This window comes from Pseudoduganella plicata, assembly GCF_004421005.1.
In the GTDB taxonomy this organism is placed as follows: Bacteria; Pseudomonadota; Gammaproteobacteria; order Burkholderiales; family Burkholderiaceae_D; genus Rugamonas; species Rugamonas plicata.
In genome coordinates this window covers 3,486,643-3,512,737 of record NZ_CP038026.1, presented here as the reverse complement: position 1 = coordinate 3,512,737, position 26,095 = coordinate 3,486,643, and the positions used below count along the sequence as shown (strand labels likewise).

Below are 26,095 nucleotides of genomic sequence, written 5' to 3'. Positions count from 1 at the left end.
ACGTGAAACGACATCTGATCTCTCTTTCCCTCCTCGCCGCCTTTGCCACGGGCGCCACGGCAGCCGATACCGCGCCGGCTGCCGGCCTGATCTCCGGCATCGACACGCAGTACATCGACAGCACGGTACGCCCGCAGGACGATTTCTTCGTCCACCTGAACGGCAAGTGGCTGAAAACGGCGGAAATCCCCGCCGACAAATCGAGCTGGGGCTCGTTCGCCAAGCTGCGCGATGACACGCTGCCGCAACTGCGCGACATCATCGAAGGGCTGCAGAAGCAGAAGGGCCTGAAGGGCGACGAGCAGAAGATCGCCGACCTGTACGCCAGCTACATGAACGAGGCAAAGCTGGACCAACTGGGCGCGAAACCGCTGGCCGGCGAGCTGTCGCGCATCGCCGCGCTGAAGGACAAGAAGGGTATCCCGACGCTGATCGCGCACCTGACGCGCATCGGCGTGCCGACGCCGTACGCGGTACGCGTGTCGCAGGACGCGCGCGAGTCGACCCGTTACGCGGCCTATATGGCGCAAAGCGGCCTGGGTCTGCCGGACCGCGACTACTACCTGAAAAAGGACGACGCCAAGCTGGCGGACGCGCTGGCGAAATACGAGCAGCACGTCGCGAAGATCCTGACCCTGGCCGGCGCGAAAGACGGCGCGGCGCAGGCGAAGAACATCGTGGCGTTCGAGACCGCGCTGGCCGAGGCGCAGTGGACGAAGGTCGAGAACCGCGACCCCGTCAAGCGCTACAACAAGATCGAGCTGGCCAAACTGGCCGAGCTGGCCCCGGGCTACGACTTCAAGGCCGCGCTGGCTGCGTCGGGCATCGCCGCCAAGACCGATTACGTCATCGTCATGCAACCCAGCTACCTGAAAAGCTTCGACAGGATCGTGGCGGACACGGATCTGGCCACGCTGAAGTCGTACTTCACCTGGCACCTGCTGCGCGACGCATCGCCCTACCTGTCGAAGCCCTATGCGGACGCGCACTTTGCGTTCTACGGCACCGTGCTGACGGGCGTGACGGAACAGCCGCCACGCTGGAAGCGCGGCGTGGGCGTGGTCGAAGGCGCCATCGGCGAAGGCCTGGGCAAGCTGTACGTGGCCGAGCACTTCCCGGCCGACCGCAAGGCGCGCATGGAAAAGCTGGTGCAGAACCTGCTGCTGGCGTACAAGCAGAGCATCGATACGCTGGACTGGATGAGCCCCGAGACGAAAAAGGAAGCGCAGGCCAAGCTGGCCAAGTTCACGCCGAAGATCGGCTATCCGGACAAATGGCGCGACTACGGCAAGCTGAAACTGAACGCGTCGGACCTGCTGGGCAACCTGCGCCGCGCGTCCGAGTTCGAGTTCCAGCGTGACCTCAATAAACTGGGCCAGCCGATCGACAAGACGGAATGGGGCATGACGCCGCAGACGGTCAATGCCTACTACCGCTCCACCGCCAACGAAATCGTGTTCCCGGCCGCGATCCTGCAGCCGCCGTTCTTCGACGCGCGCGCCGACGATGCCGTCAACTACGGTGCCATCGGCGCCGTCATCGGCCATGAGATCAGCCACGGCTTCGACGATTCGGGCAGCCAGTCCGATGGCGACGGCAACCTGCGCGACTGGTGGACGGCGCAGGACCGCGCCAACTTCAAGGCCAAGACCGATGCACTGGTCAAGCAGTACGACGCCTACAGCCCGCTGCCGGGCTATAACGTCAACGGCCGCCTGACCCTGGGCGAGAACATCGCCGACAACTCCGGCCTGGCGATCGCCTATAAAGCCTACAAGCTGTCGCTGAACGGCCAGCCGGCACCGACCATCGACAACCTGACGGGCGAGCAGCGCTTCTACATGGGCTTCGGCCAGGTGTGGCGCTCGAAGATGCGCGAAGCGCAGCAGATCGTGCAGGTGAAAACCGACCCGCACTCGCCGGGCCAGTTCCGCGCCAACGGCACCGTCGTCAACCAGCCGGGCTTCTATGAAGCCTTCGGCGTCAAGGCAGGCGACAAGCTGTATGTGAAGCCCGAGGAACGCGTGCTGATCTGGTGATGAGTATCTGGTAAGGCTATCGGCTGAAAAGCCGCGTCAAAAAGGCCACAACCGTGGCCTTTCTGTTATGCAGGGCATAGGCCATATGCTATTGTCGGTTGCCGGCAATGACCGGTAACACCACTGTCATACATAAGAGGGAAATATCTTGAAACGACATCTGTTGAGTGCATTAACGCTGAGCCTGTTGGCCGGCGTCTGCGGCATTGCCGGCGCGGCCGACAAAGCCCCTTCGAGCAAACCCGCGACCGGCGGAACCGCCTCCGGGATTGCCATCGAATATATCGACCCGTCCGTGCGGGCGCAGGACGACTTCTTCGTCCACACCAACGGCAAGTGGCTGGCCACGACGGAGATCCCGGCCGACAAATCGAGCTGGGGTTCGTTCGCCAAGCTGCGTGAAGACATCCAGCCGCAGCTGCGTTCCATCATCGAGAACGCCGCGGCAAGTGCCAAGGATGCGGACCAGCAGCGCATCGGCGACTTCTACGCCAGCTTCATGGACGAAGCGCGCGTCGAACAGCTGGGCATCGCACCGATCAAGGACAAGCTGACGCGGATCGCCGCCATCGCCGACAAGAAGGCGCTGCCGCAACTGATCGCCCAGTTCAACCGCCACGGCATCACGGCGCCGATGGGCTTTGCCATCCACCAGGACAACAAGGATTCGACCAAGTACGTGGCCGACTTCTACCAGGACGGCCTGGGTTTGCCCGATCGCGACTACTACCTGAAAAAGGATGACGCGAAAATGGCCGACGCGCTGGCCAAGTACGAAGCGCACATCGCCAAGATGCTGACCCTGGCGGGCGACGCGAAAGCGGCGGCCAGTGCGAAAGCCATCGTTGGTTTTGAAACGGAACTGGCGAAGATCCAGTGGACCAAGGTCGAACTGCGCGACCCGGTCAAGGCGTACAACAAGTTCGACATCGCCAAGGTCGGCGAACTGATGCCGGGCTTCGACTGGAACGCGTACCTGGCCGCCACGGGCGTGCAGGGCAAGGCGACGTACGTGATCGTCAGCCAGCCGACGTACTTCCAGGCGCTGGACAAGCTGCTGGCATCGACGTCGCTGGACACGCTGAAGGCGTACTCGCAGTGGCACGTCGTGCGTGAGGCGGCGCCATACCTGTCCAAAGCCTTTGTCGACACCAACTTCGAGTTCTACGGCACGGTGCTGTCGGGCGTGACGGAGAACCGTCCGCGCTGGAAGCGTGCCGTCAGCGCGACCGAAAGCGCCGTGGGCGAGAGCATCGGCAAGGTGTACGTCGAACAGCACTTCCCGCCGGAGCACAAGGCGCGCATGGAAAAGCTGGTCAACAACCTCCTGATGGCGTTCAAGCAGAGCATCAACACGCTGGACTGGATGACGCCGGCCACGAAGAAGGAAGCGCAGACCAAGCTGGCGAAGTTCACCACGAAGATCGGCTACCCGAACAAGTGGCTCGACTACTCGAAGCTGACCGTCAAGCGCGATGACCTGCTGGGCAACGTGCTGCGCGCCACGGAGTTCAACTACAACAAGGAGTTGAACAAGCTGGGTAAACCGATCGACCGCGACGAGTGGCTGATGACGCCCCAGACCGTCAACGCCTACTACAACCCGGAGATGAACGAGATCGTCTTCCCGGCTTCGATCCTGCAGCCGCCGTTCTTCGATCCGAAGGCCGATGACGCGGTCAATTACGGCGCCATCGGCGGCGTGATCGGCCACGAGATCAGCCACGGCTTCGACGACCAGGGCGCGCAATATGATGGCGACGGCAACCTGCGCGACTGGTGGAGCGCGGCCGACCACAAGAACTTCAAGGCCAAGACGGGCCAGCTGGTGGCGCAGTACAGCGCGTATGCACCGCTGCCAGGCTACAACGTCAACGGCGAGCTGACCCTGGGCGAGAACATCGGCGACAACTCCGGCCTGGCCGTGGCTTATAAAGCCTACAAGCTGTCGCTGAAGGGCAAGAAGGCGCCGGTGATCGACGGCCTGACGGGCGACCAGCGTTTCTACATGGGCTGGTCGCAGGTGTGGCGCATGAAGATGCGCGAGCCGGCACTGATCCAGCAGATCAAGACCGACCCGCACTCGCCAGGCCAGTTCCGCGCCAACGGCACGATGCGCAACCAGCCGGGCTTCTACGAAGCCTTCAAGGTCAAGAACGGCGACAAGATGTACCTGCCGCCGAAAGAGCGCGTGATCATCTGGTAATCGATTACGTGTGAACGAAGGCCGCCTCCGGGCGGCCTTTTTCGTTTTTGGGACTGGCACCAATGCCGCAATGTGAAGGCATAACAGCAGCGGGCCGCCGACATGAAACAAACCCAACGGCGGAGGGCTGGGGGGCAGACCCGGCGGGGCGGAGCAGGGAATTCGGGAGCAATAGCTCCGTGCCTGCGCAGCGGTGATGACATGCATGTCATCACTCCCTCCTGACCCCAGTTCTTGGTCTCGGGTCCAAGATGACGCCTGCGGCTCGCTGACCTTCTTGCCTTAACTCAGCATTAATGCCCGCGCCCGACGTGAAGTCTCACCCAGTTGCACAAGCGGGCAAGCCACGGACGTAAAAAAACCGCCCAACAGAGCGGTTTCATTTGCATCCAGCGTAGATTAACCCTTGGCCGGCTCCGCAGCAGGAGCAGCAGCGGCAGGCGCCGCAGCCGGAGCAGCCGCCTCGCCGGCAGGTGCCGCGGCCGGTGCCGCAGGCACTTCCGGCTCCTTGAACTTCGCGCCCGACTGATTGGCCATGAACACCACGGCGCGCGCCACTTCCACATCGTCCAGTTCCGGATTGCCGCCCTTGGCCGGCATCGCACGAATGCCCTCGATGGCATGCTTGACGATGGTGTCATAGCCCTGCGCGATACGCGTGCCCCAGGCACCCGCATCACCCGTCTTCGGCGCCCCCGCCACGCCGGCACCGTGACAGGCCTGGCACGTCGACGTATAAATGGCTTCACCCGTCTGCAGCACTTTCGGCGCGTTCGCATCCTTGAGCGTAAAGCCCTCGTCCGCCACGGGCTTCAGCCGCGACGCAATGGCCTCGGGCGACTGCGCGGTCGAACCGGCGCCGGGCAGGCGTTGCTGCGTGACGTATTGGACCAGCAGGATAATGCCGAGGGTAACGACGAGGAAGAAGCCGATGACCGCGACGATCAGCTGTTTCGGCGTGCGGATGGCGGATTGATGTTCGTGATGTGCGTCGCTCATGTTTTCCTTAGTACAAGTTGCTGGGCCGGTGGCCAGTGTTAATCTTATGACATCAGGGATGGCTGACTACTCGCCGAAAAGCAACTGATTATAGACTCAAACTATACATGTTGGAACGTAATTGAAGCATAGGCAAGACGTCCTATTGACGGGCGTTTCGGCCTGCTGCACACAGGAAAAATTGACCGTTTCCGAGGCCCTGCACGAAAAGTTGTGCTTTGTAATAGACGTGCGGCAGGAAAGCCGGTATCCTTCGGGTCTCTCCGTGCGGCTGTAGCTCAGTGGATAGAGTATTGGCCTCCGAAGCCAAGGGTCGCTGGTTCGATCCCAGCCAGCCGCACCATTTTTCCTGTTGTCTTCTCCTGTTCAGATGCGTCATCCGCTGCCTGGACATACACAGAATTCCCGTTACTTCTCCAGACCATTTGCTAGTCCCGCATGGCGCTTGCTCTCGCGTTAGCATTGTGACATTCTCGGGACCCTTCCATCACGCATCGGTATATGAACCACGACGAGCTGCACGGCAACACTGCCGCCGACGCGCACCATGAAATCCGCCGCGACGGCAACGCGCCATGGCTGTTCCTGTTTCCGTTGTTGCTCGGGCTGCCGGGCGTGCGGTGGGCTGTCAGCCGCGGCGATTACGGGATCGCGACGGGGTTTTCGTCTTCATGCTGGTGCTGGCAAAAGGTACGTGGAATGTCGTCAGATACGAACGCGCTACGCCGCTGATGCGCATCGAAGGCGGCAGCCTCACGTGGTTCGGCGATATTCCGAAGCACCTGTTCACCGTTACGATCGCCGATATCCGCAGCTGGCGAATCGAGTATTTCGGCATGCGCAAGCACCCGTTTTATCAAATGACGGTACGCACGCATGATGGCGCCACCATTCAACAGGTGTTTTCCGCCATCGCGATCTCAAAATCGGCGGAGATTTATCCGCTGCTGCAACGATATCTGGGCCACCGCTTTACTCCGCCTTTTCAGACGCCGGCGGTGTGAAGCGATCCGCCCGGTAGAGCAATTACTGCCAGCGAGCGGGTATCATCGTTCAATCCACGTACCGAACGAGCCCCCATGCACAGCCGGATCAGCGACGACATCACCTTCCGCAAACTGGAAATCCTCCTGGCCTATATGGAAGGCGGCAACCTGAACGCAGCCGCGCGCATGCTCGACATCAGCGCCGTCAGTGTGCACCGGGCGCTGCATTCGCTGGAGGATGCGATGAGCTGCCAGCTGTTCAGCCTGCAGGGCCGCAACCTGATTCCCAACGAGGCGGCGCAGGTGCTGGCCGAGGTGAGCCGCGATGTGATCCGCCTGATGGCCGACGGCATTGCCGCAACGCGCTCCGCTGCCGGCTATTCGGCCGACCATCTTAAAATCGGTTCGCTGTATTCGCTGACGACCGGCACCATTCCGAATGTCATCATCGGCATCAAATTGCGCAAGCCGGAACTGGAGACGGAGCTGGTGCTCGGGTCGAACGCGGAGCTGCTGCACAAACTGAAACAGAATGCCGTCGATGCGGCGTTGATGGCCGTGCCGGATCCCGATCCCGACGTCGAATCGATTTCTCTGTTCGAGGACGACGTGTTCTTTGCCGCCCCTGCCGGATCGCCCTATGAGCACATGACGGAAGTCGACCTGCGCGACTGCGCTGGCGAGAAATTCGTTTGCCTGCGTGACGGCTTCGTTACCTTCAGCGGCTTCCAGGAGGCCTTCCGCATTGCCGGTTTCGCGCCGACGCTCGTCACCCGCGTGGGCGACATCTTTTCGCTGATGAACCTTGTCGCTGCGGGTATCGGCTACACGCTGCTGCCGGGCCGCGTGCGCGATGCGTTTGGCGACAAGGTGCGGCTTATTCCCCTCAAACAGGATTACCGGATGCGCCAGACGATCGGGCTGTCGTTCCTGCGCGTGCGCGAGCGCGATCCGAATCTGCTGGCGTTGGCTGCCGTGTGCCGGATGCTCAAGCACAGCTGACGTTTATCCATACCGTTCCGCTGACAGTAAACGATGTCACGCTGCCGTAATTGATTCCCATGGCAATCCACGTTACCTTTACGTCATCACTACCATAAGAAAATGGTCAAAACGAGCATGCCCGGGCTGTCGGCTGCATCGGGGATGCATGGAGACGTAATACCCGCGGTGCCGGTGGGAAGCCGGCATTGCACGTTCAAGGAGTACCGTGTGTCCTCTCACCTGATCGCAATCTGCGTGCTGGCGTTGATGTTCGTTGTCGCCACCGCGCTGCCCATCAATATGGGCGTTATCGCTTTTGTCGGCGCTTTCCTCGTCGGCACCGTGGTCGCCGGCATGCAGGCCAAAGGCATCATGGCCGGCTTTCCGGCCGAACTGTTTTTAACGCTGGTCGGCATCACGTTCCTGTTCGCGCAGGCCCAGAACAATGGGACCATCGACTGGCTTGTCCGACTTGCGGTGCGGGCTGTGGGCGGGCGCATTGCAGCGATTCCCTGGGTGATGTTTGCCGTGACGGCGCTGCTGACGTCCGTCGGCGCCGTGAGCCCGGCCGCCGTCGCCATCATCGCGCCCATCGCGCTGGGCTTCGCGGCCAAGTACGGGATCAATCCCCTGATGATGGGGCTGATGGTGATTCACGGCGCGCAGGGCGGCGGCTTTTCGCCCATCAGCATCTATGGCGGCATCACCAACAAGGTGGTCAAGGAGGCGGGGCTGCCGATTTCCGAACTGACGACGGCGTTCGCCAGCCTGGGGGTCAACGTGGCCGTGTCGCTCGTGCTGTTCTTCGTGTTCGGCGGCGCGAAGCTGATGCGCCAGAGCGCGCCGAAGGCGATGCCGGTAATGCCTGCGACCCCGTTTGGCGCACCGGTGGCCGTGGCCGCGCAGGGTCCACAGATTTACGGCGATGCCGAAAGCGAAGCGGCCAGCGAGGAACGCCTGCTGCGTCAGCGTTCCAGCGAGGCCGTGGGCGCCGTCGGTGGCAGCGCCGGCAAGCTGACGCATACGCCCGCCGACGAGGGACCGACGATTCACCAGATCGTCACCGTCGTCGGCCTGATCGCGCTGGCCGTGCTGACGTTGCTGTACAAGCTCGATATCGGCTTCGTCGCCATCTCGATCGGCCTGTTGATCTCGATCCTGTCGCCGCAGGTGCAGAAGCGCGCCATCGGCCAGGTGTCGTGGCCGGAGATCATGCTCATTGTCGGCGTCAGCACGTATGTGGGTGTCATGCAGAAGATGGGTACCATCACGTGGGTGGGCGACAGCGTTGCCAGCATGACGTCGCCGCTGATCGTCGCGCTGCTGCTGCTGTTTGTCGGCGCCATCGTGTCGGCCTTTGCGTCGTCCACCGCGGTGCTGGGCTCCCTGATTCCGCTGGCCGTGCCGTTCCTGCAAACAGGTGGCGGCGTCGAGCCGATCGGCTTTATCGCGGCCATGGCCGTGGCGTCCACGATTGTCGACGTCAGCCCGTTCTCGACCAACGGCGCGCTGGTGCTGGCGAGCGCCCAGCACGTCGACCGCGACGTGTTCCTGCGCCAGCTGATGATCTATGGCGGTATCGTGACCCTGGTCGCGCCGGTCGTCTTGTGGCTGCTGTTTGTTGTACTGTAAAGGAAACCGGATGAATCACCCTGAAGGCCGCTGGAGCACCCAGCAAGACAATCGCAACGCGCGCCTGGCCCGCGCCCGCGCCGCCCTGGGCGACGCGCTGGATGGCAAGGTCGTCGCGGCGTCGCACGTCGTCGAACTCCTGCACCAGGTGCTGGAACCGGGCGACCGCGTCTGCCTGGAAGGGAACAACCAGAAGCAGGCGGACTTTCTCGGCAAGGCGCTGACCCGCCTCGACCCGGCGCGCATCAACGGTCTGCACATGCTGCTGTCCGTGCTGTCGCTGCCCGAGCACCTGGACGTGTTCGAGAAGGGCATCGGTGCACGGCTGGACTTCTCGTTCTCGGGGCCCCAGGCGGGCCGGCTGGCGAAGCTGGCGCAGTCGGGCAAGCTCAATATCGGCGCCATCCACACGTACCTGGAGCTGTTCGCGCGCTACTTTGTCGACCTGACGCCGCGCGTGGCGCTGGTGGCCGCCGAGATGGCGGACCGCGAGGGCAACCTGTACACGGGCCCGAACACGGAAGACACGCCCGCCATTGTCGAAGCCACCGCGTTCAAGAGCGGCATCGTCATTGCGCAGGTCAACCGGATCGTGGATAAACTGCCGCGCGTGGACATTCCGTCCGGCTGGGTCGAATATGTGGTGCAGTCGCCCACGCCGTACTACATCGAGCCGCTGTTTACGCGCGACCCGGCGCTGATCTCGGAAATCCAGGTGCTGATGGCGATGATGGCCATCAAGGGCATCTACGCCGAATATGAAGTCCAGCGCCTCAATCACGGCATCGGCTTCGACACGGCCGCCATCGAACTGCTGCTGCCGACCTATGCGGCGGACCTCGGCCTGAAGGGCAAGATCGCGCGGCACTGGGCACTGAACCCGCACCCGGCGCTGATTCCGGCCATCGAAGCGGGCTTCGTCGAATCGGTCCATTCGTTCGGCTCCGAGCTGGGAATGGAAAACTATATCCGCGCGCGGCCCGACGTGTTCTTTACCGGGCCGGATGGCTCGATGCGCAGCAACCGCGCTTTCTCGCAGGCGGCCGGTCACTACGCCTGCGACATGTTTATCGGTTCCACCTTGCAGATCGATTTGCAGGGCAACTCCTCGACGGCGACGCTGGGCCGCATTTCCGGCTTCGGCGGTGCGCCGAACATGGGGGCGGACGCCCGCGGGCGGCGGCACCCCAGCGCCGCCTGGCTGAAGGCAGGCGAGCAGGCGCGCGCTGGCCGCAACACCATCCCGCGCGGGCAGAAGCTCGTCGTGCAGATTGTCGAGACGTTCCGTGAGCACATGGCGCCTGCGTTTGTCGAGCGGCTCGACGCGTGGCAGCTGGCCGAGCAGGCCGGCATGGCGATCCCGCCGGTGATGATCTACGGCGACGACGTCACGCATATCCTGACGGAAGAGGGCATCGCCAACCTGCTGCTGTGCCGCAGCGACGAGGAGCGCGAACAGGCCATCCGCGGCGTGGCCGGGTACACGCCGGTCGGCATGGGGCGCGATAAGCGCATGGTGGAAAACCTGCGCGACCGTGGCATCATCCGTCGCCCGGAGGATCTCGGCATCGACAAACGCCTGGCCACGCGCGACCTGCTGGCTGCCAAGAACATGAAAGGCCTGGTGCGCGCATCGGGTGACCTGTACGAGCCGCCGAAACGCTTCAGGAACTGGTAAGGACATCACGATGGAAACACTACATTACAGGTTCGAGCAAGGCACGCGGCCGCTGGCAGGACAGCCGCAGCTGGTCGGTGTCGTTGGCTCGGGCAACCTTGAAGTATTGATCGAAGCGGCGCCGTTGGGGGGCGCCTGCGAGATCGACGTGCGCACCGCCGCCGTCGGCTTCGGCGCCACGTGGCAGGCCGTGATGGCCGACTTCCACGCACGCTGGCAACTGGCCGACGCGCGCATCAGCATCAACGACATGGGCGCTACACCCGCCGTCGTCAGCCTGCGCCTGGACCAGGCGGTCGAAACGCTGACAGGAGGCACGCCATGAGCAGCTATCTCGAATTGACCGCGCGCCAGCGCATACCGGCCATCTTCGATCCCGGCTCGTTTGAAGAATTCCTGCCGCCGTCCGAACGCATTGCCAGCCCGCACCTGGCGCAGCTTGATGCGCCCGTGTCGTTTGACGACGGTGTCGTCGTCGGACGCGGGCTGCTGGGTGGCCACGTCGTCTTCGGCGCGGCGCAGGAGGGCGGCTTCATGGGCGGCGCCGTCGGCGAGGTGCACGGCGCCAAGCTGGTCGGCATGCTGCGCAGGGCCATTGACGAAAAGGCGCATGCGGTATTGCTGCTGCTGGAATCGGGCGGCGTGCGCCTGCACGAAGCCAACGCGGGCCTGATCGCCGTCTCGGAAGTCATGCGCGCCATGCTCGATGCGCGTGCGGCGGGCATTCCGGTCGTCGCGGTCGTGGGTGGATCGAACGGCTGCTTTGGCGGCATGGGCATTTCGGCGCGCTGCGCCAACGTCGTCATCATGTCGGAGGAAGGGCGGCTGGCGATGTCCGGGCCCGAGGTGATCGAGACGGCCAGCGGTGTCGAGGAATTCGACTCGCGCGACCGTGCGCTGGTCTGGCGCACCACGGGCGGCAAGCACCGCTACCTGATGGGCGACTGCCAGATGCTGGTGGCGGACGACACGGCGGCGTTCCGCGCCGCGGCGCTGGAAGCCATCGGCGGCATCGGCAACGCCGGCCTGACATTGGAAGACCTGCTGGCCGAACAGGCCATGCTGACGCGGCGCCTGGCCGATACCGAAGGGCTGGTGGAGCCGATGGACGTGTGGCGCAAACTTGGCGTGCCCGACCCGGCCAGTGTGCCGATGCTCGATGCCGACGCCTTCCTGCAACTGGCGGCGCCGTATCGCGCAGGAGGTCAACGATGAGCTGGCAGACATTGGCAACGCAGCTGTTCCCGGGCGGTCACGATATTCTCGAACGCGACAATTTTTTGTCCGGCACGGCGCAGGTGGACGGCAGGACGGTTGCCATCATCGGCACCACGGAGCACGTCCCCATCGGCATCGAGATCGCGCTGGCGCAGGCGCAGGCGATCCTGAACACGGTACAGGAGCATCCCGGCCGGCCGATCCTGATCCTGGTCGATACGCAGGGCCAGCGGCTGCGCCACCGCGACGAGATGTTGGGCATCAACAGCTATATGGCGCATCTGGGCAAATGCGTCGACCTGGCGCGGCGCAAGGGGCACACGGTGATCGGCCTGGTGTACGACCAGGCGCTGTCCGGCGGCTTTATCACGAGCGGCCTGATTGCCAGCGCCTGTTATGCGCTGCCTGCGGCGACCATCCGCGTCATGGGCCTGCCGGCGATGGCGCGCATCACGAAGGTGCCGGAAGAACGGCTGACGGAGCTGGCGCGCGACAATCCCGTCTTCGCGCCCGGTCCGGAAAACTACTTGCGCATGGGTGGCCTGCACGGCATCTGGCAGGATGACCTGGCAAACGCACTGGCACGGGCGTTGGCCGAATGCGGCACGGACGACGTGCGCATGGCGCTGGGCCAGGAACGCGGCGGACGCCTGCTGGCGCAGCCCGTCGCCCAGGCGGTGCGGACGGGCGGCCATGTTCGCCCGACATGATCTCGTCTGGTTGACGAGCCGCGGCTGGCAGCGCGTGCGTGCGACGGTGCCGCCCGGCGCGCTCGATCGGCTCGACGCGTGGCGCGATGCCGGCTGGCCGGCCGTCGTGCGGCGGGCCGAGATCGACCTGGCGCCGGGCGAAGTTGCCATCGGCTTTGCGCTGCCGCCGGGTGCGGACGGCAAGGTGCGTGTCGGCTGTCGTGCGGAGCTGGCCGATATCGGCCGGCGCACCCGCGCATTACCCCTGGTCGGCGCGCTCGACGCGGCGCCGGCGCCATGGCGTGACGCGCTGGCGGCGCTGGAGCGGCAGGCCGCGGAGGCGGGACTCGGCCTGGCAGTGTATGGCTCGCTGGCGCTGCAGGCCCTGACGGGGCAAAGCTACCTGATGCCAACGTCCGATATCGATCTGCTGCTGCGTCCCCTGAACCGCGCGCAGCTGATGACGGGACTGGATCTGCTGGCGCGGCACGGAGCGCTGCTGCCGCTCGATGGCGAGGTCGTGTTCCCCGATGGCCGCGCGGTAGCATGGAAGGAACTGCGCGCCGCGTTCGACGGCGCGCCAGGCACGCGCGTGCTGGCCAAGAGCCTGGAACGGGTGGGTCTGGTGAAACCCGACGAGCTGCTGGCGACGCTGGAGGAGGATGCATGGCTGGACTGAGCACGTCATTGCGCCTCGAGCCGCCGGCATCGTGGAACACAGAATCGTCGCGGGCGTTCTGCCAGCGCATTGCGCGCCTGGCGGTGCGCAGCCTGTATGCGGAACTGGCGCTGTACCCGAAACCGGGCCTGGTGTCGTTTGTCGACAACGGCAGCCATGACGACATGACGGCGGCCACTTTCGTGCGCAGCCTGTTCGCGCTGCGCCGCTATTTTCTGCGCATCGTACAGGCCGGCGTGCACGATGCACCGTTTCACGTCCTCAAGGAACTCGGCATCGAAGCCGAAGCACGCATGCTGCACGCAACGGGGGGCGTCAATACGCACCGCGGCGCGATCTTCTGTCTCGGCATGCTGTGCGCGGCCATCGGCCGCTGCCGCGCTGACGGTACGGCGCCGACACCCGCCGCGATCCACGCCACCTTGTTGCGTTGCTGGGGCGCCGCGCTGGGCGCGCACAGCGGCGATATCGCCACGCCATCGCACGGCGCCGTCGCATTGCTGCGCTATGCCGCCAGCGGCGCGCGCGAGGAAGGGGCACGCGGCTTCCCGTCCGTGTTCGACGTCGGCTTGCCGGCGCTGCATCGTGCGCTGGCCGCCGGCCGCGACGCACGGCGCGCGCGCGTCGATGCGCTGTTTGCGCTGATGGCGCACGTCAGCGACACCAATGTCTATCACCGTGGCGGCGTCGAAGGCGCGCTGACCGTGCGCCGTGCCGCCCGCGCCTTTATCGCGCGCGGCGGCACGGCGGCGCCGGACTGGGAAACGCGGGCATTGATCTGTCACCGCACGTTCGTTGCGGCGCGGCTGTCGCCCGGCGGCGCGGCCGACCTGCTGGGTGCCGTCTGCCTGCTGCAGGCAGCATGCGCGGAGGGTTGAGATGACGGGTCGTCTGGTCGTGCTGTGCCCGGGTCAGGGCGGCCAGCATGCGGGCATGTTCGACATGGCACGTACCGATCCGGCGGGGAGCCGCCTGCTGGACGCGTGGTTTGACGATCCCCTGCTGGCGGCACCATTGCGCGAAGCGCCGGGGTTCAGCAATCGCGTGGCGCAGCCGTCGATTGTCGCTGCCACGCTGGCCATGTGGACCGCACTAGGCGAGTTGCCCGCGCAGCCCGTGCTGGTGGCAGGCTACAGCATCGGCGAGCTGTCGGCTTACGGTGTCGCGAGGGCGCTGGATCCGCTTGACACGATCCGGCTGGCGGTCGAACGGGCGCGGATGATGGATGCGTGCCTTGTCGCCGGGGCGCCGCAAGCGATGGTGGCGTTCTCGGGCATGCCGGTTGGCAGCGTCGATGAGCTGCTGGACCGCTTCGGTTTTTACCGGGCCATCGTGACGGGAGAGGACACGCTGGTGGCGGGCGGCCCGGCCAGCGGGCGCGATGCGCTGGCGGCAGCAGCGGTCCAGGCGGGCGGACGAGTGACCGTGCTGCCCGTCGAAGTCGCGTCGCACACGCCGTTGCTCCAAGGCGCCGTGGCGCCGTTCGCGGCGCTGCTGCACCGCCAGCGCTGGCTGCCGCCCGCGTTTCCCGTGTTGTCTGGCATCTCGGCCGAACCGGTGCACGATGGCGCGCATGCCGTCGATCGGCTGTCACGCCAGATTGCCGAAACCATCCGCTGGCAGGAATGCATGGACGCCTGCGCCGAGGCAGGGGCCACCGTGGCACTCGAACTGGGCCCGGGCGCCGCGTTGTCGCGCATGTTGCAAATGCGCCACCCGCATATTGCCTGCCGCTCCGTCAGTGAGTTCCGTGCAGTGGCCGGGATACGCGGTTGGCTAGAGAGGCAGCTCGATTAGCATTCACAAAGCTTATAACTGCCATTGCAACTCGGAATTGGATATTCCTTTGAATGGCCTCTATAACGTTAACATCGTTATGGAGGTATTGCACATGAATTTCTTTTTGAATATGGCCGTCCGCACCTTGGTGGCTGCCGCGCAGGGCCGCGCCAAGGTCGTTCTCACTCAACAAGCTGTGGTCGCGCAGCCACCGAAAGCGGACTATCGGACCAATGCGGGTGGCTGGAACTAAGTTGCCCGCACCACCACCGGCCCCGCCACCAGTAAAAACCGCAACGCATTGACAACAAAATGCGTCAGGATGGCCGCTTCGATGCGGCCGCTGCGCCACAGGGCCAGGCCGTAACCGATGCCGGCCAGGGTCGCCAGCAGGATCATCGGCACGCCCCCGCCCAGGTGGGCGATGCCGAACACGATGGACGTAACGCCGATCGCCACCGCCACGCCGTAACGCTTACCGGACAAACTGTTCTGCAAGCCGCGTTGCACCAGCGCGCGGAAAAACGCTTCCTCGGCCACGCAAGTGATCAACAGGTTCGAAGCCAGGAACGTGCCCGTCGATGACGGCAGCTTCGGCGCCCATTCCACCACCCCGGTCAGCAGCGCGAGACCCAGCACGAGTACCGGCGTCGCCACGACGATGGGCCAGGCGCGTCCGACGGCGCGCCAGTCGGCTCGGGTGCGGGCCGGCAGGCCGTAAAACGCGATCAGGACGATGCCGGCGATCGCCTTGTCCAGGTTGATGTACTGCGTGATCGGCGCCGCGCCATCGGCCACGTCGCGCGCGATCAACGGATTATAAAAGCCGGGTATTTTGTGCAGGGCCAGCGCCAGCGCGATGAACGCAATGGCGGCCATCGCCGGAACGCGTAGCCACGGTGACGTGCTGCGTTCGCGTGCCGCGCACAGGGCGATCAGCAGCAGCACGACGGCGATGCCGACGGGCGTGACGGCGCCGGCAATCAGCGCGACGACGCCGACGGCGCCAAGTGCGATGGTCCAGGCGGGAACGCGTCGCGCGCCCGCCGGCAGCGGCGGGAACCACAGCGACACCACGGCCAGCGCCAGCAGCGCGGCCAGCACGATCAGGGTCGGCGTCAGCATGCTCACGCGACAGCCACCGCGCGCCGTGTCACGCCCGATTCGGCAAGCACCTCTTCATATACGGCCATCAGCTGTTCGGCCACGATGCTCCAGCGCAGGTGCGCCACGGCGCGCCGGCACCCGTCCGCCGGTGCCGGTTGCGCCAGCGCGGCTGTCAGCAGCCCGCGCAGGCGCGCCACGTCGTGCGGCGCGTGTTCCTGCACGACAGCGCCGGCATCGGGCAGCGCCATCGAGTGGGCGTTCGTCATCACGGCCGGGGTGCCGGCCGCCAGCGCTTCCATTACGGACAAGGGCATCACTTCACTTTCACTGGGTAGTGCAAACACGGTGGCCGCCGCGTACGCGGAGGGCAAACAGGGATCGTCGTAGGGCAGGCGGCCCAGGTAGCGCACGTCCGTCGCGGCGCTGACTTCGTCGAGGTAGGCGCGGTGCTCGCTCAGGCATTCCCCGATCAGCACCAGCGGCGTGCCGCTGCCCTGCAAGGCTCGCGCGAGCGCCAGCTGGTTCTTGTGCGGATTGACGGCGGCCACGTTGAGCACGAACGGTCCCGTGATGCCGAAGCGCGCCTGAAACGCGTCGGGTGTGGCGTCGAAAAAGCGCTGCGTGACGCCGTTCTCGATGACGGCCACGCGCGCGGCCGGGATGGCGAAGGCGTCGACGATCGAACGCCGCTCCGTCTCTCCCAGTGCCACCAGCCGGTGCGCACCCTGCAGGCCTGCGGCGATCTGGCCGTAGGTCGTCTGAAGGTGCCAGCCCGTCAGCCTGCCGACGAGGCGGTCCAGCCAGCGTTCGCGCCGGCCGGTGAAGGCGGTCCACGACGGCCGGATCAATGGCGACAGCACGACCCCGCGTCCCAGGCTGCGGCCCGTTTCGACGATGCGGTGGTTGCCGTTGATGGCGCCGAACACGTGGACGATGTCGTAGTCGCCCAGCGACTCGCGCTCCGGCGCGGCCAGCCGGGCATCGACGCCGAGGGTGCGCAGCGCCGCGATGGTTTCATGGATCTGCACCTGCAGGCCGCCCGTACGCTGGAACAGCATCGGGTACGACAGCATGGCAACGCGCAGTGGCGCCTGGGTCATCCTCGCTCCGGCCTGATGCTGAAAAGTGAGTCATCTTAGCAACACAGGGTTATCTTTACAACAAGTATGTTATTCTGGATTGACCGCTTGTGGGGGATCGATCGATGACTGTCCTGACTGTGCTGTCGGTGGCGCTGCTGCTAACCATTCTGCTGCTTGCCGCGTGGTCCCTGCACAAGGTGCGTGCCGCCCATTTGCTGCTGTATGAACTGCGCGACGAAGTGCGGCGCGACGCCGGCCAGCACTTTCGCCAGCTCGAAGCGCTGCACGCCTTGTACGTGGAACTGCAGCTCGACAAAAGCCTGCCGCCCACGCGCGGCTGGGCCGCCTCGCCCGACTTCCTGATCGAACTGGCACGACACGCGCGCGAAGCGCGGCCCGCCACGGTGGTCGAGTGCAGCAGCGGCACGTCGACCGTCGTGCTGGCCCGCACGCTGCAACTGAATGGCCGCGGCAAGGTGTACAGCCTGGAACACGACCCCCTTTACGCGCAGCAGACCCGCGACCTGCTGGCACGGCACGGCCTCGCCGACTGGGCCGTGGTGCTGGACGCGCCGCTCGAACCCATCGCCTTCGGCAACGCCAACTATCAGTGGTACCGCGCCGCCGTGCTGCCCGCGCTGCCGGCCATCGACATGCTGGTGATCGACGGCCCGCCGCAAGCGGTCGGACGGCTGGCCCGCTACCCCGCCGGTCCGGTGCTGCTGCCACGCCTGGCGCCCGGCGGCGCGCTGTTCCTGGACGATGCCGCGCGGCCCGACGAGCAGGAGGCCGTGCAGCGCTGGGTGGCCGAGTTCACGGACCTGGCAGCGACCACGCGGCCATGCGAGAAGGGCTGCGCCGTGTTGTTGCGTCCCGCCGTCAGCGCGGCCGCCATCGCCGCGTGAGGCAGATCAAACATTGCCAAGTCCCGCGATCGGCGACAGGCACGCGGCTATACTGGAACGCTTGTCCGGTGCCCGCCATCGTGCCCGCCATGGTGCCGCGGTGGTGCCCCGGTGGTGCCACGCAGTGGTGCAAGACCGGTGCCGGTGAAAGACCGATGTGAACGCGACCAAACTGTCCCTGCTGATTTCCTTTGCCGAGAAATACACGGTGCTCGTGATCGGCGTCGTCAGCAGCATGATCATGGCGCGCCTCCTGACGCCCGCGCAGGTCGGCATCTTTTCCATCGGCGCCGTGGTGGTCGGGGTCACGCAGCTGATCCGCGATTTCGGCATCGGCCAATACCTGATCCAGGAACGGGAGCTGACGGCCGAACGTATCCGCGCGGCCTACACGCTGACGTGGGCGATCGCATGGGTCATGGCTGCGCTGCTGGCGCTGGGCAGCGCGCCCATCGCCGCCTTTTATGACGAACCGGGTGTCGGCCAGGTGTTGCGCATCCTGGCGCTGAACTGCCTCTTGATTCCCTTCGGTTCGATTACGTTGCCCGTGCTGCGCCGGCAGATGCGCTTCGGTGCCATCTACTGGATCAATGTCGCCAACGCGCTGGCCAACCTGGTCGTCTGCGTGACGCTGGTGAAGCTGGGCTTCGGTTACCTCAGCCTCGCGTGGGCCGCCGTGGCGGGCAGCGTGGCAACGGTGGCGGTCAGCCTGCTGTTTCGCCCGCCGGAGATGCCCTGGCTGCCCGGCTGGCGCGGCGTGCGCGAGCTGCTCTCGTTCGGCATGTATGCCACCGGCTCGAACGTGCTCGATGAAGTGGGCGTTGCCGCGCCCGACATGATCATCGGTAAAGTGCTGGGCGTGGAAGCGGTGGGCCTGTTCGGCAAGGCGCAGGCGGTGCTGAACATTTTCAATATGCTGGTCACGAAGGCGGTGACGCCCGTGATCCTGCCGCTCTTCTCGGCGCACTCGCGCGATGGCCGCGACATGAAACGCGTCTACCTGCACATGGTGGCATGCCTGGCCGGCCTGTCCTGGCCGTTCTACGCCGTGCTGGCCGTGGTGCCGTTCCAGCTGATCCGCCTGCTGTATGGCGACCAGTGGGACGCGTCGGCGCCGCTGGTGCGCATCATGTGCCTGTCCACCGCCCTGTTTTGCCTGTTCGGCCCCGGGCGCGACCTGTTCGTGGCGATGGGGCACGTGCGCCTGCGCGCCCGGCTCGAAGCCGTCAGCGTGCCGCTGCGGGTAATCGGCATCGGCATCGCCGCGCCGTTCGGCCTGGAGGCCATCGCCTGGAGCATTGCCGCGACAAGCCTCGTGCGCTCGCTGCTGATCTATCGGGGCCTGGCGGCGCTGACAGGGTTGCGCCTGGCCGAGTTATTGGCCACCCTGGGCCGCAGCGGCGGCGTGACCGTCTGCGCGGCGCTGCCGCCGCTGTTGCTGTCGTTCGTGCCAGGGCTGCAGCACGCGCCGCCGCTGATGTTCCTGGCGCTTGCCGGCGGCGTCGCCATGCTGGGCTGGTGCGCCGGCATCCTGATGTTGAACCATGAACTGAAAGCCGAACTGATTACGGTGACGCGCCAGCTGTCGCAACGGCTGGCGCCCAAGCCCGCACGTCGCTAGGAATCCATCATGCCACTTCACTCCATCATCATGCCGGTCTATAACGGCGCCACCTATCTCGCCGATGCGCTCGACAGCATCCTGGCGCAGACGTGCGCCGACCTGGAACTCATCGTCGTCAACGATTCGTCGCGCGACAACTCGCTGGCGATCCTCGAGTCGTACGCCGCGCGCGATGCGCGGGTGCGTGTCGTGTCGACGGCCATCAATTCGGGCGGTCCGGCGCTGCCCAAAAACGTCGGGCTGGCGATGGCGACGGGTGAATTCATCTCGTTCTGCGACCAGGACGACATCCTCCAGCCGGACAAGCTGGCGCTGGCCACGGACGTGCTGCGCCGCCATCCCGACCTGGACATCCTGTTCGCCGACTTCCAGCCGTTCGGCACGGCCCTGTCGCAGCAGTCCGGCTACCTGGCGCAGAAGGGCTTTGCGGAGAAGGCGCGCGACTATCTGGTGCCGGTCGAGGCGGGGCTGTACCGCTGCCGCAATTTCTGGGGCTGCATGGCCGGCGTGCACACGGGGATGAGTACGCAGACGATCGTCTGCCGTCGCGCCGTGTTCGCGGACAAGCGCTTCGATATCCGCTTCCGCATCGTCGACGACATCTCGCTGTGGTACCGCTTTGCCGAGTCGGCGCGGATCGGCTACCTCGATCGCACGGTCGCGCTGTACCGCCATCATGACGACGCCTTGACCACCGACAGCGAACTGCTGACGCGCGAGACGCTGGCCTTCCACAAGGAGAACTACTTCCGCCAGTACCACCTGTTCGACAAGGCGGAAAACCGGCGCTATCGCAGCATGCTGGCGCGCTTCTTCGTGCGCATGGCGTCGCGGCCCCGCATCACGCGGCTGGAGCAGCGTGCCAACCTGGCCGAGGCCCTGACGTTCGATTTCCGCCTGCAGACGCTGCGCTGGCTGCTGCGCACGTTCGCCTGATGCTGGCACTGCTGCGGCAACGGGTCGGGCAGAACGTCGCCCAGCTGGGCGCGTGGGATGCCGCCTGCTACTTCGCCGGCATGGCCTTGCGCCGGCTCGGCATCCGGCTCTACAAGTACGAGTTCGTCGCGCAGCCCGTGGCCGTCGCGCCGCTGGCCCGGGGCCGCGGCAAGGCCATCGACGTGCGGCTGGCAACAGACATTGCCGGCGTGCCGCCCGACTACCCACGGCCGGCCCGCGTGGTGGCCGACCGCTTCGCGCAGGGCGCGCTGACGTTACAGGCGTGGAAGGGCGGCGACCTGGCCGGCTTTCTGTGGCTGCTGCACGACGGCTACCGCGAAGACGAGGTGCGCGCCGATTACCGGCTCGCGTCGCCCGCTTCCGTGTGGGACTTCGACGTGTACGTCGCGCCTGCATACCGCATGGGGCCCACGTACCTGCGCCTGTGGGAGGAAGCCAATACGCTGCTGCGCGAGCGCGGTGTGCGCTGGACGTGCAGCCGGATCTCGTCGTTCAACGTGGCGTCGCGCCATGCCCATGCGCGGCTGGGCACCGTGCGCATGGGCGGCGCGCTGTTCCTGTGCGCCGGGCGCTGGCAGCTGAGCTGCCTGACGCAGGCGCCGTTCCTGCACCTGTCACGGCAGGCAGCGCCGCGGCTGACGTTCGATACGGCCGCGCTGGCGCCCCCTCAGCCCCTTCAGACGATGCCGCGGTAAAACGCGCGCACCAGTTCCGCCACGCGCGCTTCGCCGAAGCGCTCGATGACGTCCGCGCGGCCCGCCTGGCCCATGGCGGCGCGGCGTTCCGGGTCGCGCAGCAGGGCGGCGACGGCGGCGACGGCCTGCGGCTCGTCGTCAGCGGGAATCAGCAGCCCGCCGGGCGCGCCGGCCAGCACGTCGGCCGTGCCGGGTACGTCCGTGCCGACGGCCGGCACGCCGCACGCCATCGCTTCGATCGTCGCGATGCCGAAGCCCTCGTTACGGCTCATCAGGATATGCAGGTCCAGGCCGGGGATCAGTTCTTCCACGCGCTCCTGAAAGCCGGCAAGGATGACGCGGTGTTCGAGGCCGCGGCGGCGCACGTCCGCGCGCAGATCCTGTTCCAGCGGGCCGGTGCCGATCAGGACGAGATACAGCTGCGGCAGCTGCGCCTGCAAGGCAGCAAACAGGGCGACCAGTGCCGCCGGCTGCTTCTGCTCCGCCAGCCTGGCGACGCAGCCCAGCACCAGGCCACTGGCCGGGATGCCCCAGCCGGAACGCGCCGTCGCCCGGCGCGCGGCGGACGGCCGGAAACGCTCCGTGTCGACCGAATTCGGAATGACGGCCAGGCGCGCGTCGGCGGGAATCAGGTCGCGGTAGATCGCCAGGAAATGCTGCAGGGCCGATGCCGACACGGCATACACGCCCTTGACGCTGCTGAACGCCTGGCGCGCGATCGGTAGGTGCCAGGCGCTGAGCTGGTGCTGGGGGAAGGCATTGTGCACGCTGATGATGGTCGGCAGCTTGCAGCGTTGCGCGACGTACAGCGCCGACAGGCCGTACGTCGTCCAGCAGAATGCCACGTGCACGAGATCGGGCGCATGACGACGCATCCGCGCCGTGCCCGTCAGGCTGGCGCGCCAGCGGTTCAGGTGACGCCATCGCCACTGTTCGAACAGCGGCGGCAGGTCGAGGGGTTTGGCGTCCAGCCCTTCCTGGCGCAGCGCCTGTCGCCACGGGGCGCCGCCGGGAAAGTCGGAAGGCGCCAGCGTGGCGGGACAGCCCGCCGCGTTCAGGATGCGGGCTTCCTGCGCCATGCGCAGTTCCATGCCGCCCAGCGCGCCGGAGAAGCTGGTAATCAGCACGCGCCGCGTGGCCGGTCCCGGTCCGCCGCGCCAGGCCTCGTGCAGGTAGCCGCGCAGGTAGGCCATCTCCCAGCGGCTGAGGAAGCGGGCATCGGCATCGCGCCGCAGCGTGGCGCGCACCCAGCGCAGCATCTCGACGGCATAGCGCGAGAACATCCAGCGCGGCACGCCGAACAGGTAGGGAAATGGACCGCGCCGGTCCTGGCGGAACTTGCCGCGTCCGAAGCGCCAGGCGCGCTGCACGACGGACGTTTCCGTCAGCTGGTGCGCGCGGATGAAGTGCGCCACCAGCGCGCCGGGACAGAACCAAGCCTTCTCGCCATGGTCGGCCAGCATGCGCGTGAGCTGGGTCTCGCTGCCCATCGCATAGGCGCCGCCGTTCGGGCCGACCGTCTCGTCGAAGCGGTAGCCCGTGTCGAACACGCGCCGGCGCACGGCCATGTTGGCACCCCAGATCAGCCCCGCGAAGATGGGGCCTTCGGGCAGGTCGGGCGACGTGATGCCGAACGTGAGGCCCAGCGGCACCAGGCGGGTGACCCAGTCCGCCGGCGGCGCTTCCCAGTCGGGCACGATGGCGCCGCCGAACAGCGCGTAGTCGGGCCGCGCGGCGGCGGTTTGCGCCAGCGTCGTCAGCCAGTGCGGCACGGGCGTCGCATCGTCATCGGTAAACACCAGCAGGTCGCTGTGCGGTGCCTGCAGGGCGACGCCAAGCGCGGTGTTGAGCGCCACATTCTTGCCGGGGCGCGGTTCCAGCAGGTAGGTCAGCGGCAGCCGGTCCGCGAATGACTCGACTATCGAGCGGGTGGCGTCGGTGCTGCCGTTGTCGACCACGATCAGGCGATAGCCGCCCGGCGGTGCCAGCAGCGCGCAGTAGCCCTCAAGTACCCTGGGCAGCGTCCTGGCGCCGTTGCGGGTCGCCATCAGCACAGTTAACACGTCACTCTCCTTGACTGGCCGCAGGGGCCGCCGGCAACGTTCGGGCATCGAACGAAAGTATTTCTACGCAGAAAATGAAAACTACAATTGGAGACAATTTATACATTGTTGCGAACTGGGCCGTCGACGGTGATTTTTCGACAAATATTGTGACAGCGTATTATCCCGGTAGTAGAATCGAACGTAACAATTTTGCAATGCTGTTGCGAAATCGCACGCTAACTGCGCGGAAAGACTGATGTTTGTAGTTTACAGGTTAGCCAGCTGTCCCATAAGAAAATATACGTGTCGTTTGCGCCAAGCCGAAACCAGATAATACGGATGGGCTTACGGTCACTATAAAAAGCAATTTCGCTTTTTGTTGGTACTGGGGAACTCAAATGAAAGATGACGCGATCGTAGCGGTGGTCGGGCTCGGCTATGTCGGCCTGCCTTTGGCAGTAGAGTTCGGAAAGCAGCGGCCGACTATCGGGTTTGACCTGTCGGCAGCGAAAATTGAGAATTATCAAAGGTTTATCGATCCCACAGGGGAAGTGTCGTCGGCCGATCTGCGCGCCGCGACGGGCCTGTCGGTTACCACCGACCCCGCCGCGCTGGCCCAGGCGGACTTCGTTGTCGTGGCGGTGCCGACCCCTGTCGACTCCGCCCATAATCCCGATTTCGGCCCGCTGATCGGTGCTTCCACCAGCGTTGGCAAACATATGAAACGCGGGGCGATCGTCGTCTATGAATCGACCGTCTACCCGGGTGCCACGGAGGAAATCTGTGTTCCTCTATTGGAAAAACATTCAGGAATGAAATGGAAGGACGACTTCCATATTGGTTTCTCGCCAGAACGTATTAATCCGGGCGATAAACAGCACACTTTGACTACCATATTAAAAGTCGTGTCCGGCGACGATGCGCCGACGCTCGACGCCATTGCCGGTCTGTATGAATCGATCGTCACGGCCGGTGTCTATCGTGCCTCCAGCGTGAAGGTGGCCGAAGCGGCCAAGGTCATCGAAAACACCCAGCGCGACCTGAATATTGCCCTGATGAACGAGCTGGCGATCATCTTCGACAAGATCGGCATCGACACGCTGGAAGTGCTGCAGGCGGCGGGCACGAAGTGGAACTTCCTGCCGTTCCGCCCCGGGCTCGTTGGCGGTCACTGCATCGGCGTCGATCCCTACTACCTGACCCACAAGGCCGAAATGATCGGCTATCACCCGCAGGTAATCCTGGCCGGGCGCCGCATCAACGATGGCATGGCCAAGTTCGTGGCCGAGAAAACGGTGAAGCAGCTGATCGCCTCGGGCTCCCACATCAAGGGCGCCAAGGTGAACGTGCTGGGCCTGACCTTCAAGGAAAACTGCCCGGACCTGCGCAATTCGAAAGTGGCGGAAATGGTGGCGGAGCTGCGTTCTTACGGCCTGGACGTGCACGTGCACGACCCGGTCGCCGAAAGCACTGACGCGATGCACGAATACGGCATCACGCTGGAGCCGTGGGAGCGCCTGCCGCAGGCCGATGCCGTCGTGGCAGCCGTGTCGCACAAGGAGCTGCTGGCGCTGTCGCTGACCGATCTGATGGAAAAACTGAACCAGGGCGGCTGCTTCATCGACGTCAAGTCGCAGTTCAACCTGTCCGGTTTGACGGAAGCCGGCTTTTCCGTCTGGCGCCTGTAGCGCGCGCCGCGCACAGCATTGCGACAGTTCGGCGGGACAATCGGGAGGCATGCAAGCCGTGAGCACGTTTGAGGAAGTTCGGGCGCACCTGCGCGGCCGCCAGTATTGCTGGCTGGTCACGGGGGCGGCAGGGTTTATCGGCTCCAACATGGTGGAGGCGCTGCTGGCGCTGGGCCAGCGCGTCACGGGCCTGGACAACTTTGCCACGGGCTACCGGCACAACCTGGACCAGGTCCGCGCGGCGGCCGGCAACGGCTGGACGAACTTCCGTTTCGTGGAAGGGGACATCTGCGACGTTGCCGTCTGCCGCGCCGCATGCGAGGGCGTCGACATCGTGCTGCACGAGGCGGCGCTGGGCTCCGTCACGCGCTCGATCGAAGACCCGCTCAGCACTCATGCCACCAATGTCACCGGCTTTCTCAACATGCTGGTGGCGGCGCGCGACGCGGGTGTGCAGCGCTTCGTGTATGCCGCCTCCAGTTCCACCTATGGCGACCATCCGGGTTTGCCGAAGGTGGAGGACCAGATCGGCCGGCCGCTGTCGCCGTACGCGGTCACCAAGTATGCCAACGAACTGTATGCCGACGTGTTCGCACGCAGCTATGGCGTGGCATCGATCGGGCTGCGTTACTTCAACGTGTTCGGCCCGCGCCAGGACCCGGACGGCGCCTATGCCGCCGTGATACCCCAGTGGGTGGCGGCGATGATTGCCGGCCGCGCCGTCATCATCAATGGCGACGGCGAGACAAGCCGCGATTTCTGCTACATCGACAACGTGGTGCAGGCCAATCTGCTGGCCGCGCTGGCCGACGCGCCCGAGGCAGTCAACCGCGTCTACAACGTGGCGGCGGGCGAGCGCACCAGCCTGAACGAGCTTTACGAAAAGATGCGGGCACTGTTGCAGGGCCGGTTCGGCCACCTGCGCGACAGCGCACCGCGGTACAACGATTTCAGGGCCGGCGACGTGCGCCATTCGCAGGCCGATATCACCCGGGCGCGGGAACTGTTGGGGTATGCGCCGACGCACCGCATCGACGCGGGCCTCGCGCAGGCCATGAAGTGGTACGTGCAGCACCTGTCCAACATCGAATAAAAAGCGCTGC

General features: G+C 65.4%; 23 protein-coding genes and 1 tRNA gene. 20 read left to right on the top strand and 4 right to left on the bottom strand.

Features of this window, described 5'->3' with window-relative positions; translation table 11 throughout:
* Window positions 1-2: 2 nt before the first annotated feature.
* Together E1742_RS15335 and E1742_RS15330 are read left to right on the top strand one after the other, a co-directional pair.
* Window positions 3-2,039, top strand: a complete 2,037-nt coding sequence (locus E1742_RS15335; RefSeq protein WP_134385812.1) for a M13 family metallopeptidase — start codon at window positions 3-5, stop codon at window positions 2,037-2,039.
* A gap of 148 nt (window positions 2,040-2,187) precedes the next feature.
* Window positions 2,188-4,245, top strand: a complete 2,058-nt coding sequence (locus E1742_RS15330; RefSeq protein ID WP_134385810.1) for a M13 family metallopeptidase — start codon at window positions 2,188-2,190, stop codon at window positions 4,243-4,245.
* A 399-nt stretch (window positions 4,246-4,644) separates the two neighbouring features.
* On the opposite strand, the gene E1742_RS15325 is transcribed toward E1742_RS15330, so the two are convergent.
* The gene (locus tag E1742_RS15325; RefSeq protein ID WP_134385808.1) at window positions 4,645-5,244 is read right to left on the bottom strand and encodes a c-type cytochrome; all 600 of its coding nucleotides are present in this window, start codon (window positions 5,242-5,244) and stop codon (window positions 4,645-4,647) included.
* A 267-nt stretch (window positions 5,245-5,511) separates the two neighbouring features.
* Here E1742_RS15325 and E1742_RS15320 point away from each other — a divergent pair.
* From E1742_RS15320 to E1742_RS15265, 12 genes are all read left to right on the top strand, one after another.
* Window positions 5,512-5,587, top strand: a tRNA-Arg gene (locus tag E1742_RS15320).
* A gap of 232 nt (window positions 5,588-5,819) precedes the next feature.
* A complete protein-coding gene (locus tag E1742_RS15315; RefSeq protein ID WP_134385806.1) occupies window positions 5,820-6,248 on the top strand; it encodes a hypothetical protein in 429 nt (142 codons plus the stop codon).
* Between the two features lie 75 nt (window positions 6,249-6,323).
* The gene (locus E1742_RS15310) at window positions 6,324-7,232 is read left to right on the top strand and encodes a LysR family transcriptional regulator (protein ID WP_134385804.1); all 909 of its coding nucleotides are present in this window, start codon (window positions 6,324-6,326) and stop codon (window positions 7,230-7,232) included.
* A gap of 210 nt (window positions 7,233-7,442) precedes the next feature.
* Window positions 7,443-8,846: an SLC13 family permease gene (locus E1742_RS15305; RefSeq protein WP_134385802.1), complete on the top strand. Its 1,404-nt coding sequence runs from the start codon at window positions 7,443-7,445 to the stop codon at window positions 8,844-8,846.
* A gap of 10 nt (window positions 8,847-8,856) precedes the next feature.
* A complete protein-coding gene (gene mdcA / locus E1742_RS15300) occupies window positions 8,857-10,524 on the top strand; it encodes a malonate decarboxylase subunit alpha (protein WP_134385800.1) in 1,668 nt (555 codons plus the stop codon).
* Window positions 10,525-10,534: 10 nt separating this feature from the next.
* Entirely contained in the window at window positions 10,535-10,849 is a 315-nt protein-coding gene (mdcC, locus tag E1742_RS15295) for a malonate decarboxylase acyl carrier protein (RefSeq protein ID WP_134385798.1), read from the top strand.
* Window positions 10,846-11,739, top strand: coding sequence for a biotin-independent malonate decarboxylase subunit beta (locus E1742_RS15290; RefSeq protein ID WP_134385796.1), 894 nt, complete (start codon window positions 10,846-10,848; stop codon window positions 11,737-11,739). The genes mdcC and E1742_RS15290 overlap by 4 nt, the downstream gene beginning before the upstream one ends.
* Window positions 11,736-12,452 carry a biotin-independent malonate decarboxylase subunit gamma gene (locus E1742_RS15285; protein WP_134385794.1) on the top strand — a complete coding sequence of 239 codons (717 nt, stop codon included), beginning with the start codon at window positions 11,736-11,738 and terminating at the stop codon, window positions 12,450-12,452. Before E1742_RS15290 ends, E1742_RS15285 begins: the two co-directional genes overlap by 4 nt.
* On the top strand, window positions 12,436-13,110 hold the full coding sequence (gene mdcG, locus E1742_RS15280; protein ID WP_134385792.1) for a malonate decarboxylase holo-[acyl-carrier-protein] synthase: 675 nt from the start codon (window positions 12,436-12,438) through the stop codon (window positions 13,108-13,110). The genes E1742_RS15285 and mdcG overlap by 17 nt, the downstream gene beginning before the upstream one ends.
* Complete coding sequence (gene mdcB / locus E1742_RS15275) at window positions 13,098-13,988, top strand: triphosphoribosyl-dephospho-CoA synthase MdcB (RefSeq protein WP_134385790.1); 891 nt, start codon at window positions 13,098-13,100, stop codon at window positions 13,986-13,988. Before mdcG ends, mdcB begins: the two co-directional genes overlap by 13 nt.
* Window position 13,989: 1 nt before the next feature.
* On the top strand, window positions 13,990-14,907 hold the full coding sequence (locus E1742_RS15270) for an ACP S-malonyltransferase (RefSeq protein WP_134385789.1): 918 nt from the start codon (window positions 13,990-13,992) through the stop codon (window positions 14,905-14,907).
* A 49-nt stretch (window positions 14,908-14,956) separates the two neighbouring features.
* Window positions 14,957-15,142 (top strand): hypothetical protein, encoded by a 186-nt coding sequence (locus E1742_RS15265; protein ID WP_134385787.1) that lies wholly within the window; start codon window positions 14,957-14,959, stop codon window positions 15,140-15,142.
* Here E1742_RS15265 and E1742_RS15260 read toward each other — a convergent pair.
* Window positions 15,139-16,014, bottom strand: coding sequence for a CPBP family intramembrane glutamic endopeptidase (locus E1742_RS15260; RefSeq protein WP_134385785.1), 876 nt, complete (start codon window positions 16,012-16,014; stop codon window positions 15,139-15,141). The two genes, E1742_RS15265 and E1742_RS15260, sit on opposite strands and share 4 nt — an antisense overlap.
* A 2-nt stretch (window positions 16,015-16,016) precedes the next feature.
* Window positions 16,017-17,096 (bottom strand): glycosyltransferase family 4 protein, encoded by a 1,080-nt coding sequence (locus E1742_RS15255; protein WP_206076684.1) that lies wholly within the window; start codon window positions 17,094-17,096, stop codon window positions 16,017-16,019.
* Between the two features lie 104 nt (window positions 17,097-17,200).
* Here E1742_RS15255 and E1742_RS15250 point away from each other — a divergent pair, with 104 nt between their 5' ends.
* From E1742_RS15250 to E1742_RS15235, 4 genes are all read left to right on the top strand, one after another.
* Window positions 17,201-17,983 (top strand): class I SAM-dependent methyltransferase, encoded by a 783-nt coding sequence (locus E1742_RS15250; RefSeq protein ID WP_229465997.1) that lies wholly within the window; start codon window positions 17,201-17,203, stop codon window positions 17,981-17,983.
* A gap of 157 nt (window positions 17,984-18,140) precedes the next feature.
* A complete protein-coding gene (locus E1742_RS15245; protein ID WP_134385783.1) occupies window positions 18,141-19,604 on the top strand; it encodes a lipopolysaccharide biosynthesis protein in 1,464 nt (487 codons plus the stop codon).
* A 9-nt stretch (window positions 19,605-19,613) separates the two neighbouring features.
* Window positions 19,614-20,543 (top strand): glycosyltransferase family 2 protein, encoded by a 930-nt coding sequence (locus tag E1742_RS15240; protein ID WP_134385782.1) that lies wholly within the window; start codon window positions 19,614-19,616, stop codon window positions 20,541-20,543.
* Window positions 20,543-21,259, top strand: a complete 717-nt coding sequence (locus E1742_RS15235; protein WP_166793496.1) for a GNAT family N-acetyltransferase — start codon at window positions 20,543-20,545, stop codon at window positions 21,257-21,259. Before E1742_RS15240 ends, E1742_RS15235 begins: the two co-directional genes overlap by 1 nt.
* On the opposite strand, the gene E1742_RS15230 is transcribed toward E1742_RS15235, so the two are convergent.
* On the bottom strand, window positions 21,241-23,322 hold the full coding sequence (locus E1742_RS15230) for a glycosyltransferase (protein ID WP_229465996.1): 2,082 nt from the start codon (window positions 23,320-23,322) through the stop codon (window positions 21,241-21,243). The two genes, E1742_RS15235 and E1742_RS15230, sit on opposite strands and share 19 nt — an antisense overlap.
* Before the next feature lie 380 nt (window positions 23,323-23,702).
* On the opposite strand from E1742_RS15230, the gene E1742_RS15225 reads away from it, so the two are divergent.
* A complete protein-coding gene (locus tag E1742_RS15225; protein WP_134385780.1) occupies window positions 23,703-24,992 on the top strand; it encodes a nucleotide sugar dehydrogenase in 1,290 nt (429 codons plus the stop codon).
* Between the two features lie 49 nt (window positions 24,993-25,041).
* Window positions 25,042-26,085 carry an SDR family oxidoreductase gene (locus E1742_RS15220; protein WP_134385778.1) on the top strand — a complete coding sequence of 348 codons (1,044 nt, stop codon included), beginning with the start codon at window positions 25,042-25,044 and terminating at the stop codon, window positions 26,083-26,085.
* The last annotated feature ends 10 nt before the right edge of the window (window positions 26,086-26,095 follow it).